Source organism: Janthinobacterium saanense (genome assembly GCF_014200675.1).
Lineage (GTDB): Bacteria > Pseudomonadota > Gammaproteobacteria > Burkholderiales > Burkholderiaceae_D > Janthinobacterium.
The window spans coordinates 51214-63185 of sequence record NZ_JACHCI010000024.1 but is presented as its reverse complement, the minus strand read 5'-3'; the positions used below and the strand labels follow the sequence as shown (position 1 = coordinate 63185).

Below are 11972 nucleotides of genomic sequence, written 5' to 3'. Positions count from 1 at the left end.
GAGCGTGCTCAATATAGTTCAATAGCTGAGTTGATCAGGCTTAAAACATAAGGATAAGCAAGGGCTTACAGTGACCAGTCCGGTTACGATGAAAGCCCGCCATGAGCGACACGCCAGGCAGCGGTCCCGACCAGCCATTCAATCCGCAAGTCGAGCTGGTGGTGGGCCAGGCCGCCGGCACCACCTGCTTCAGCCATCGATTACAGGACTGTTTGCAGCAGATGCCGTCGCCCGGCATCATCATCTTCGTGCACGGCGTCAATTCCGACAACGTTTGCGCCGCAAGCCGTGCGCTTTGGCCTCGCCAGCGACCAGTTCGACCAGGAAAAAGACCCGCCCGGCACGCATCGCCAGGCGGGCAAGTTGCGCGAGCCAGGCGAACCCTATGCTGATGACAGCATCGGCGGCACGCCGGAAGGCGACCGCCATACCGAAGCAGGCCTGCGCTATGAAGACCATGCACGCCTGCGCATGAAGGCGCGGCGCGAAAATCTCTACCCCAAGGGCGCCAAGGTGGGCATGGAAGACGATTTATCGACGGCCACGCCGGAATTCCTGCAATGGCGCAAGCAGGAAATCCAACAGCAACTGATCGCCACCTGCGACACCCACGCCACCGACCATTCCACTATTTTGACCAATCCCATGCATGCGGAAAGGGTGCTGGCGTATGACGTGGCAGTGGGGGTGAGTCATATCAGCGAGAAGGCCATGCGGAATTTACGGGTGATTGCTGATTGGCGGTTGTTGAAAGAGTTAGAAAAAAATGGGAATCCGAACAGGATATTCCATGAATATTTCAAACTTGGCTTGTTCAAGAAAATGCCTTTGCTGGAATGGGTGCAAAGCCACGGCAGTACGGGCGCCATGCCTGTTGAAATTGTGGATGAGCGTACGTATCAGCGCCCACAGGATACAAACTGATGCGCGCTCTGATTTCAACTTTTCCCCGCCGACTGGGCTGGAGCATGCTCGTATTCAGTCTTGTCTTTGCCCTTGCACTTTGGTCTGTATCGCAGGCCGTGTCGTCGGATGCCCCTATTGAAGGAGGATTGCTCATGAAACGACTATTACTGCTGCCTGGTGCATCCGCGCTTGCTGTACTTTTGTTTCTTTCAGCCTGTGCAAGCAAGCCGCTAGCCATCGCGCCAGCGATTGTTGCTGTCCCTGAGGCCGGTACAAAGCCCTATATGGCGCAGGTAGTGGGTCTGCAATGGCTGAATCCTTTGCAGCGTCGTGACTATTCCACTGAGTGGCAACTGCTGTGGACATTGGGACTGGCAAAACCGAACAAGGACGATAGCAAGGTCAAGGAAAATCCCGTGCGTTTTGGTAAGGTACAATCGATTGGCATGATTGCCACCGGCAATGATGGAAGTGAAACTTTCGAAGGCTATCATCACAAATATGTGACTGAGTTGATTGTCTTGTTTCGTGACATTTATTTTTCAAGTGAAGAATATTTTTATAATGCCCACTCCTTGACTGATAAGTCTACACGTCGGGAACTGGCTGGCATCCACGTCGAGTACACTTTACCGGCAGGACGGCTCGATCCCGCGGAAGCAGGAACATATTTAAGCGAGAAGATCCGGCGCGCCTTCAGCATCGGTAATCCCAACTTCCCCAATTCCTGGACTACGCCTACCCCGCCCGACGTCCGCGTCACCATGGGCAGTGCCAATGCAGGTTTTACTTCGCTGGCGGCGGGCCTGGCCTACCTGCAAGCGCATCCCGATAAAACCGTCTGGGTAATGAACTGGGATGCCCCCAGCTATCCGCCCAAGGATGAGCAGATCAATGAAAACATGGTCTTGCTGGTCTTGGCCGGCCCCGACTACAAGACGGAACGCGCGCCGCTGGCGTGGCTGGGCTTTCCTGTCACCCGCGCGGTCAACGATTTCAAGGCCGCCAAGGGATTGCCGCCCCGCATCGTGCAGGCATGGAACGCCGCCATCGACGATGCGGCCAGGAATGCGCAGCGCAGTGACAGCGCCATCGCCTACGTGATTCATGATGCCGGCACCGTTTATCCTGCCTCATCCGAACGCATCGGCCCTTTGGCGCAAAGCCTGACGGAGCAATTGCCTGAATTTGATTTCAACAAGCAAACCTTCAATCTGCCGGCCTTGCTGGGCGAAACAGGCGCCGGCACGGCGCTGACCAATGTGGCGCTGGCAATTGGGTACGCAAACCATGTGGGCGGCGCCGTGCTGGTGGCGGGCACCAGCGAAGCCCAGCAAGTAACAGCCCTGGTGGTGGCGCCACCCGCCGTGGTGCGGCCCATCGACCACGACAAAGCCTGGTTCCGCGCACGCGGCGGCAATACCGTCTTCCTGCCATGGTGGGGCTTGCGCTACGATGCGCGGCCGGGCTCGCAGGGCTACTCGCGCTAGTGCCGACCTGCCCCCCCATGGTTTATCCGTCGACCATGGTCCCGGCCCGATAGGTATTGCGCCCATCCTGCTTGGCCTGGTACAGCAGCACGTCGGCCCGCTGCAGCAGCACGGCGGGGCTGATGTCTTCATCGCGGTAGAAGGCCAGGCCGATGCTGGCCGAGATGCTGACGGCGACGCCATCGAGATCGAAAGGCTGGCGCATGGCCGAGACGATTTTTTCGGCCAGCATGGCGGCGTCGTGGGGCCGGTTGATGTGTTCCATGATGATGGTGAATTCGTCGCCGCCCAGGCGGGCGATGAAGTCGGTGGCGCGCATGGTGTGGGTCAAACGCTGGGCAAAGGCGCGCAGCAGGGCGTCGCCCGTGCCGTGGCCGTAGGTGTCGTTGACGGGCTTGAAGCGGTCGATATCCATGTACATGACGGCCATCAAACCGCCTTGCTGGCGGCTGTCGTGCATGGCGTCGCTGAGCTTTTGCGTAAAGCCGGCGCGGTTGGACAGGCCCGTCAAGGTATCGACCTGGGCCAGTTTCAGCAAGCGCTGTTTTTCGCGTTTTTGCACGGTGATATCCTGGCGCATCACGTGAAAACCCACCACATGCAGATTGTCTTCGCCGATCTGCGGGATATAGATCACTTCCATGCAGCGTTCCAGGCCTTCCTTCAGGTCTTCTTCCTCGAAGCTGAGGGTTTCGCCGCGCAGCACGCGCTCGATATACGGCAGCACGATGCGGTGGCGCGCCGGGCCGATGGTCTCTATCACGCTCTTGCCCAGCACCTGCATGCCGACCAGGTCGAATTCGCGTTCATAGGCGATGTTCAGGAAGCGGAAGATCTGGTCGGCGTCGACGTAGGCGATCATGGCGGGCAGGGTGTCGGCGATGGTGCGCAGGCGCGATTCGCTTTCCAGCAGCGCCACTTCCGATTCGCGCAGGGTGGTGATGTCGTCCAGGCTGCCCACATAGCCTTCGATCTGGCCATCGATGAGGATGGGGGCGATCTTCACGGAGACCCACACCAGCTTGCCGTCGCGGTGCAGGCAGCGCAGGGTGGACTGGAACGGCGCGTGGTCGTGGCGCAGCCGCTCCAGCGCCACGTGCATCTGCGGATAATCGTCAGGGTGCAGGGCGCTGGTCCAGCCGGCGCCCAGGGCGGCGGCGCGCGGCAGGCCGGTGATGGCCTCGAAGGTGCGGTTGACATAGGTACAGCGGCGCTGGCGGTCCAGGCGCACCAGGCCCAAAGGCGAAGCATCGGTGACGGCGGCCAGTTCGGCCTGGTTCTGGCGCAGTTCCAGTTCCTGCTGGCGGCGCTGCGAGATATCTTCGGCGATGCACAGTATGTATTCGGTTTGCTGGCGCTCGTCAAACACGGGCACGGACACCACGTGCAGATGGCGCAGGCTGCCGTCGGCCAGGCGCAGCGGTTTTTCCGGATGGTCGATGACGCGGCGTTCGGCCAGGAGGGTGAGGTCGTCCTGCCCGTCATGCAAACCGAAATCGGGCGGGAAGGCGGCGCTGTCGGTCTTGCCGATCACGTCGTCGGCCAGGTAGCCGGTGACGTGTTCGGCGGCCTTGTTCCACACCACCATCTGGCCGAAATTTTCGGGCCGGGCGCTTTTCACGTAGACCAGCACCGGCAAGTGCTCGATCAGCGATTGCAGGAAGCTGCGCTTGCCTTGCACTTCCAGTTCGTCGTGTTTGCGCTCGCTGATATCGCGCGAGGTGACGGCCACGCCATCGCTGATCGGCACGATCTGGTGGCGCAGCCAGAGCGTGCCGCCCGATGGCTGCTGCAGTTCGAATTCATCTTCCAGCGGCTGGCCCGTTTCCATCACCAGCACGAAGCGCCGGAAAAAGCGCTCGCCGCGCAGCAGCGGCGACAGGCGCAGCGCGCGCTGCCCCAGCAGTTCCGAGCGCGGCAGGCCCAGCATCTCGGCGGCGCGTTCATTGACATCGGCAAAGATGAAGTCTTCCACCGGCTTGCCGGGCGCCGGCCGCCAGGCTTTCAGCAGCAGCACCGCATCGAGGCTGCCCTGATGCGCCGCCCGCAAAAGCGCTTGTGCTTCTTTCGCCTGGCGGATGCTGCGCCTCAGGCGTTCGCTCTGCCGGTTCAGCAGGAAGGTAAAAGCAGCAATCAGCAGGCTGGCGGCGATCAGGATGCCGAAATACACGCGCCGGCGATGTTCAAAATGGCTGAGGGCGGCCTCGCGGCTGACGCCCACCACGGCCAGCAGCGGGTAGCGCGGCAATTCGCGGTAGCTGTAGATGCGCTGCGTCTTGTCGATGGCGGGGGTGATCAGCAATTCGTCGGGCGCATACGTGGGTGGTCCGGGCATGCGGAAATCGATGCGGTCGCTGACCAGCATCTGCTCGCCCACGCGGCCCACGGTCAGGCCATTGTCGCGCGCCACCAGCATCAGGGCGCCATGTTCGTCGAGATCGAGGCGGTCGTAATCGTCGACGAAATACGTGGGGTCGACCAGCATGATGATGGCGCCGGCAAAACGGCCTTGTCCATCGTTCAGGCGGCGCGCCAGGCGTATCGTCCATTTGCCGGTCGCCGCATCGAGCCTGGGCGTATCGACCAGGGCCGTATCGGCCGGGTTGGCCGCCAGCGCCTTGAAGAACGCGTGTTCGCCCAGGTGCTCGGGCATATAGGCGTGCACGCTGTCGATCACGTGGCCCGATGCATCGACCAGGGCGATCGGCAGTTCCAGCTTCGATGGCAGCACGCTGTCGAGCAGGCCCAGACGGCGCGTGAATTCGTTCAGGCGCAGGGTAGCGCCCGATTCTTCATATTTAAGCTTGAACAGCTGCGTGGCGTGGTCGGCCTGGCGCAGGATGTAGCCGGTATGGTCGGCCAGAGTGCGCGCCAATGACTGGCTGCTGGCCACGGCGTCCTTGACGGCGCTGCTGCGTTCCTGGGCCACCTGATAGATGACGGCGCTCCAGATCACGATCAGTAAAATCAGCGCGAACAGGGGCAGACTGAGGCGATACAGGCGGTGGGCAAAACGTTGCAGGGGTCTCGTGGTCGATATCACGTGCGCTTCAAGAGTCATTGAAAGGGGCGGCGTGGCGCGGATTATAGAGCCTGCAGCCTGGAATCGCTTGTGCGGGATTGGTCCCTGTTATTGACTTTATTTTGCGTTAAATCAAACATGGATGGCGCTGCGTACGTAAAAAAAGCCCTCTGGCCCCATATTCGGGTCTATCAGAGGCAGGCGGCGTGGCAAAAATAGTACAGCGACAGCCCCATCGTCATTAAAATGAGGGTTTCTTCCTCCCATATCGAAAGTTGTCATGCAGAGCAAAAAACCCGACGCAGCCAGACTGGACAAGATCGTCGCCGAAGCGCGCCGCGCCGCCGACCAGCGCGAGAACGGCTACCGCGAGCGTTCGCTGAAGATGTACCCCTGGGTCTGCGGCCGCTGCACGCGTGAATTCACGCATGCCAATGTGCAGCAACTGACTGTGCATCACCGCGACCATAATCACGACAACAACCCGCCCGATGGCAGCAACTGGGAACTGCTGTGCCTGTATTGCCACGACAATGAGCACTCGCGCTACCTGGAAGCGGACCGCGGCGCCGGCCTGCTGTCGGCCGAAGTGGCGCCCGCCACGCATAATCCGTTTGCGGCGCTGGCGGGACTGATCAAGAAGAAAGACTGAATCGACAGGGTGGCTATAGCCGGGCTTGCCTAAAAAAAGCGCCGGCTCGGCTGCGGATGCGGTATCTTTATGGCATGAAGAATCTGCATGACGAAACAACCGCCATCTTGCCCACGTGCCCTCTGGAGCCGCTGAAGTTCACCCTGGCTGGCGCCCGCGCCTTGCACCTGGCGGCCCAGGGTTTGCTGCAATCGCGCCGCAAGAAGGCCGTCAAGGCCGACATATTGGCAGCCATCCGGCAGATGGGCGTGCTGCAGATCGATACCATCCACGTGGTGGCGCGCAGCCCGTATCTGGTGTTGTGGAGCCGGCTCGGCGATTATCCGCAAGCCTGGCTCGAGCAGTTGCTGGCCGAGGGCGCGCTGTTTGAATACTGGGCCCACGAAGCGTGTTTCGTGCCCATCGAAGACTATCGCTTGTACCGGCCGCGCATGCTCGATCCGGCGGCGATGGGCTGGAAATACTCGGTCAAATGGATGGACGAACAGGGTCCCGCCGTGGCCGCCGTGCTTGAACATATCCGCATCAACGGCGCCGCGCGCTCGGCGGACTTTGAGCGCACCGATGGCAAGGCCGGCGGTTGGTGGAGCTGGAAGCCTGAAAAGCGCTCGCTGGAAGTGTTGTTTACCTCGGGCGTGCTGATGATCGCCAGGCGGCATAACTTTCAACGCCATTACGACCTGGCCGAACGCGTTTTGCCCGACTGGGATGATGCGCAGCTGCCATCGGAGCAGCAGGTGCGGCGCAGCCTGCTGCTGGCCAGCGTGAAGGCGCTGGGCCTGGCGCGGGCCAGCTGGATCAGCGATTACTTCCGCACCAGACAGCCACGGGCCAGCCTGCTGCAGGACCTGCAGGCGCTGGTCGATGAGGGCGCCTTGCTGTGTTGCCAGGTAGCCGGCTGGGATGATGTCGTGTATGTGCATGCAGACCATGCGGCGCTGGCGCGCACGGCGGCGGCAGGTGGCTTGACGCCGACCCTGACGACCATCCTGTCACCGTTTGACCCGGTGGTCTGGGACCGCAGGCGCGCGCTGGAACTGTTCGGTTTTGATTACCGCCTCGAATGCTATACGCCGGCCGAAAAGCGCCAGTACGGCTACTTTACGCTGCCGATTCTGCGCCGTGGCGCGCTGGTGGGGCGCATCGACGCCAAAGCCCATCGTGCGCAAGGACGCTTTGAAATCAAGTCGCTGGCGCTGGAAGACGGTGTACGTCTCAGTACGCGTTTTGTGCAGGATGTGGCCGGCGCCGTACAGCGCCTGGCCAACTGGCATGGCTGTCCGCAGGTCACTATGACGCAAACCCTGCCGGCCGCATTCGGTCCGCTACTGGCCGCTGCGCTCGCCCCATGATGCTGCCGCCATCTCCGTCGACCTTGCTGGACGCAGATGGAAAGCCCCGTTTTGGCCGCTATGCGGGGCTGGTAGAGCAATTCGACTGGTCCGCGCTGGCCGCGCCCCATGCGCGCGGCGCAATCTGGCGGCTGTTGCACCACAAGCGCTGGCATTATGTGGCGCTGTCCACGCCGGCCTTGTTTTGCGGCGTGGCCATCGTCGACCTGGGCTGGACCACTACCGCCTTCGCCTATGCTTTCGACCGCCACAAAGGCAAGATCGTGGCCGCGTTTTCGCAAAATGGCCTGCCTGGCATGGGCGGAAGGGTCGCGCAGCACGCGGCTGGCAGCAGCCGTTTCCGCTTCCTGTCCAACAGGATCGTCATCGAGGCAGCCAGCCAGCAGCGCCACCGCTTGCTGCTCGACTGCGGCCACTTTGCCATCGACGCCGAATGCGGTCCGCCCGTGTCCCCCGTTCTGCTGGCCTTTGGTCCGGTGGGCGAGGGCGGCGTGGTGCATGCGACGCAAAAGTCGGGCGGCCTGCCGCTGTGGGGCACCGTGCGCTGCGGCGCCAAGGGCTACAGCCTTGATGACGGCGTGGCCAGCTTCGATTATTCGAATGGCTTGCTGGCGCGCGAGACGGCATGGCGCTGGGCTTCGGCGCACAGCCTGGACCTGGGTTTCAATTTGCAGGCGGGTTACTTCGGCGCGCAGGAAAATGCGCTGTGGCTGGACGGCCAGCTGTATGCGCTGGGCCGCGCCCACTTCGACTTCAATCCCGATAATCCGCTGGCGCCCTGGCATGTGTGGACGGACGACGATTTATTAGACCTGCATTTCAGGGCCGAAGGGGCGCGTCGTGAAGACAAGAAGCTGTGGCTCGCCGCCAGCCGCTATATCCAGCCGATCGGCACTTTCAGCGGCTGGGTGCGCAGCAGCGCCGGCGCGCCCAAGCGCATCGTGGCGCAACTGGCCGGCGTGACGGAAAACCACCGCGCGCGCTGGTAGTCATTGATGCGCACACTGTTTTTTGCGAAAGCCGCCCCAAGGTCAAGTTTTTTTGACGGTGCATCCTATACACTGGCCCCTGACATTATTCCCCGCGCCATTCGCCCATGAGGCCACTATGAGTATCCGTAATCTCGACCAGCTGTTCAAGCCGGCTTCGGTGGCCCTGATCGGCGCCTCTGCGCGTGAACATAGCCTGGGCGCCATCGCCCTGGCCAATCTGCTGGGCGGCGGTTTTCAAGGCGAGGTCTGGCCCGTCAACCCGAAGTACGATGCACTGCAGGGCCAGCGCTGCTATCGCAAGCTGGCGCAGTTACCCAGGGCGCCCGACCTGGCCATCATCTGCACGCCGCCTGCGACCATCCCTGGCTTGATACGCGAGCTGGGCGCGCTGGGCACGCGTGCGGCCATCGTCATGACGGCCGGCCTTGATGGCGGCGCGGAGCATGGAAAGCTGGGTCTGGCCATGCTGAAGGCGGCCAAGCCCCATCTGCTGCGCATCCTGGGCCCTGGCAGCATGGGTTTACTGGTGCCCAAGCTGGGCTTGAACGCCAGTTTCGCCCACGTGCCTGCGACGCCAGGCAAGATCGCCTTTATCTCGCAATCGGGCGCGCTGGTCTCGGGCGTGCTCGATTGGGCCCATGCGCATGGCGTGGGTTTTTCCAAGTTCATTTCGCTGGGCGGCAGCTTTGATGTCGATTTTGGCGACTTGCTCGACTACCTGGCGGGCGACGTCGATACGGCTGCGATTTTACTGTACATGGAAGACATCCAGGCGGCGCGCAAATTCATGTCGGCGGCGCGGGCGGCGTCGCGCAGCAAGCCTGTGATCGTCTTGAAAGCGGGGCGCGAGGCGGCCGGTGCGGCGATGGCGGCCTGGCATACGGGCGCCCTGGCCGGTTCGGACGCCGTCTACGATGCCGCGATCCGCCGCGCCGGCATGCTGCGCGTGTATTCGGCCGAGGAATTGTTCGATGCGGTCGAAACGCTGACACACATTCGCTCCCAGCGCGGCGAACGCCTGGCGATCTTGTGCAATGGCGGCGGCCTGGGCGTGATGGCCACCGATGCCTTGGTGGGCAGCGGCGGGACCCTGGCCGAACTGTCGCCCGATACCGTGATCGCGCTGGAAAAGGCGCTGCCGCGTGGCTGGTCGCACGATAACCCGGTGGGCCTGGCCGGCGACGCGCCCGTGCAGCGCTATGTGGGTGCGATCAAGCCGCTGCTCGATGAACCGCAGGCAGATGCCTTGTTGTTCTTGCATGCGCCCACGGCCATGGTGTCGTCGGTGGATATCGCCGAGGCGGTCACGCCGCTGATCAAGGCCACCTCGCGCACGGTGCTCACCTGCCTGCTGGGCGGCAGTGTGGTGTCGCCCGCGCGGCAGGTGTTCAACCGGGCTGGCATCCCGACCTACGATACGCCGGAAAAAGCCGTGCATGGCTTCATGCAGATCGTGCAGTACCGGCGCAACCAGGAAATGCTGATGCAGGTGCCTGCGCAACTGCCCATGTCGGCCACGCCGCGCCGCGCGCGCGTGCGAGAAATCGTCTCTCAGGCGCTGGCAGCCGGCCAGATGGTGCTTGGTGAATGCCGCTCGAAAGAGATTTTGGCCGCCTACGGCATACCCGTGGCGCGCACGCGCATGGCGGCCGACGTGGAAGAGGCGCTGGCGGTGGCGGCCGACATAGGCTACCCGGTGGCGCTGAAGATCCATTCGCCCGATATCGCGCATAAATCGGACGTGGGCGGCGTGGCGCTGGACCTCGATACGCCCGACATTTTGCGCACGGCCGCCGCCGCCATGGAAAAGCGCGTGCGCCGCATGCGTCCCGATGCGCAGATCGATGGCTTTACGGTGCAGCAGATGGCGCGCCGGCCACAGTCGCATGAATTGATTATCGGCGTGACCACCGATGCCGCCTTCGGTCCTGTGATCCTGGTGGGGCAGGGCGGCCTGTCGGTGGAAGTGACGGCCGACCACGCGATTGGCTTGCCGCCGCTGAACATGGCCCTGGCGCGCGACATGCTGGCGCGCACGCGCGTGTCGAAACTGCTGGCCGGCTACCGCAGCCAGCCGGCCGCCAATGTGGACGCCATCTGCCATGCGCTGATACAGGTGGCCGAGCTGGTGGCCGACATCGGCGAGCTGGCCGAACTGGACATCAATCCGCTGGTGGCCGATGCCGATGGCGTGATCGCGCTCGACGCGCGCATCCGGCTGCAGCCAGGGCAGAAAAACGACCGCCTGGCGATACGCCCGTATCCGCAGGAACTCGAAGAGTGGGTGACGTGGATGGACCAGCCCATTTTGCTGCGCCCGATCCGCCCGGAAGACGCGCCGCAGCACCTGGACATGTTCCACGCGCTGGACCCGGACGATGTGCGCCTGCGCTTTTTTACATCCATGCGCGAGCTGCCGCTATCGCAGCTGGCGCGCTTGACGCAGATCGATTACGACCGCGCCATGGCCTTCATCGCCACGCACACGGGGCCGGACGGCCAGCCCGAAACCCTGGGCGTGGTGCGCGCGGTGGCCGATCCCGACAATATTACGGCCGACTTCGCCATCGCCGTGCGCTCGGCGCTCAAGGGCAAGGGCCTGGGCCATATCCTGTTTGAAAAGCTGGTCGATTATTTCCTTAGCCGCGGCACGGAGGCGTTGGTGGGCGAGGCGATGGCGCGCAACAAGGGCATGCAGCGGCTGGTAAAAAGTTTTGGCGGCGAGGTCAGTCCGTCGGAAGAGCCCGGCGTGGTCAATCTGCATATCGGCTTGCGCCATCGCTAAAGCGTGCCGCGGGTTTGTGCAGGATCAAATCCAGCCCTGTCGCTAGTCTTTACACTTTCACTTTTAGAATGCGTCATCAGACGTGTTCCTGGGCGTATTTCGGGAGTGAGTGCATGCTAACGGCAACATATACCTTGGTTTCCCTATCGGTTGAACAGGCGAGCATCCGCGTGAGCCTGCTGGCGTTTCAAAAATACATGCATGCGCAGCTTGGTCAGCAAATGCAGCATCAAAATCAGGTGACCCTGGCGCAGTGGCAATATGCGGCCGACTGGCTGAACCGGCTCTACCAGAGCGGCTACTGGCGCAAGGTCGAGTTGTACCTGATCCCCGCGATTCGCCAGGCGACGCCCCATGCCGATGGCCTGATCGCCGAGCTCAACCACTTGCAGCATGCAGCGCTGGAAAGCGTCAATCTCGTGCAGCAAAGCGCGGGTCTCGCCGTTGATACGTCGCAGCAGCAGATTGAAGCGCAGATCGACACCCTGTGCGCCAGCATCGATGCGTTTTGCCTGACGCTGCTGGCGCGGCTGGAAAAAGAAGAACGCGAATTGTTCGCCCTGGCGCGCAAGGTGATAGTCGGCGAAGCCTGGTTTTCCATCGCTTACCAGTTCCTGGCGCACGATGCGCGGGCCGAGGAAGACCGCCGCAGCAAGGCGCAAGTCTTGCCCTTTGTCGCACCCAAGCCAGTTCTGCCGGAAGTGGGCACTGGCTCGGCATGCAGGGCGCGGGCCTGAGCCCCAGGCGAGGGCTGTCCATCGTGCAATCTATCA

The 11972-nt window shown here is 62.5% G+C and carries 8 protein-coding genes; 7 read left to right on the top strand and 1 reads right to left on the bottom strand.

The window, feature by feature from the left end:
* Positions 1-288 precede the first annotated feature (288 nt).
* Positions 289-924, top strand: a complete 636-nt coding sequence (locus HDE72_RS28030; RefSeq protein WP_183747074.1) for an effector protein Tle3 domain-containing protein — start codon at positions 289-291, stop codon at positions 922-924.
* Between the two features lie 557 nt (positions 925-1481).
* Positions 1482-2396: a hypothetical protein gene (locus HDE72_RS28025; protein ID WP_311735282.1), complete on the top strand. Its 915-nt coding sequence runs from the start codon at positions 1482-1484 to the stop codon at positions 2394-2396.
* Positions 2397-2418: 22 nt separating this feature from the next.
* Here HDE72_RS28025 and HDE72_RS24110 read toward each other — a convergent pair whose 3' ends face one another.
* A complete protein-coding gene (locus tag HDE72_RS24110) occupies positions 2419-5439 on the bottom strand; it encodes a PAS domain S-box protein (protein ID WP_311735283.1) in 3021 nt (1006 codons plus the stop codon).
* A gap of 259 nt (positions 5440-5698) precedes the next feature.
* Between HDE72_RS24110 and HDE72_RS24105 the strand changes: the two genes are divergently transcribed.
* The 5 genes from HDE72_RS24105 to HDE72_RS24085 all read left to right on the top strand — a co-directional run bounded on the left by HDE72_RS24105 (position 5699) and on the right by HDE72_RS24085 (position 11936).
* The gene (locus HDE72_RS24105) at positions 5699-6070 is read left to right on the top strand and encodes a YajD family HNH nuclease (protein WP_183677038.1); all 372 of its coding nucleotides are present in this window, start codon (positions 5699-5701) and stop codon (positions 6068-6070) included.
* 74 nt (positions 6071-6144) lie between these two features.
* On the top strand, positions 6145-7422 hold the full coding sequence (locus HDE72_RS24100) for a winged helix-turn-helix domain-containing protein (RefSeq protein WP_183747068.1): 1278 nt from the start codon (positions 6145-6147) through the stop codon (positions 7420-7422).
* Entirely contained in the window at positions 7419-8411 is a 993-nt protein-coding gene (locus tag HDE72_RS24095) for a DUF2804 domain-containing protein (protein WP_183747065.1), read from the top strand. Before HDE72_RS24100 ends, HDE72_RS24095 begins: the two co-directional genes overlap by 4 nt.
* A 118-nt stretch (positions 8412-8529) precedes the next feature.
* A complete protein-coding gene (locus HDE72_RS24090; protein ID WP_183747062.1) occupies positions 8530-11199 on the top strand; it encodes a bifunctional acetate--CoA ligase family protein/GNAT family N-acetyltransferase in 2670 nt (889 codons plus the stop codon).
* 113 nt (positions 11200-11312) lie between these two features.
* Positions 11313-11936 (top strand): hypothetical protein, encoded by a 624-nt coding sequence (locus HDE72_RS24085; protein ID WP_183747059.1) that lies wholly within the window; start codon positions 11313-11315, stop codon positions 11934-11936.
* The last annotated feature ends 36 nt before the right edge of the window (positions 11937-11972 follow it).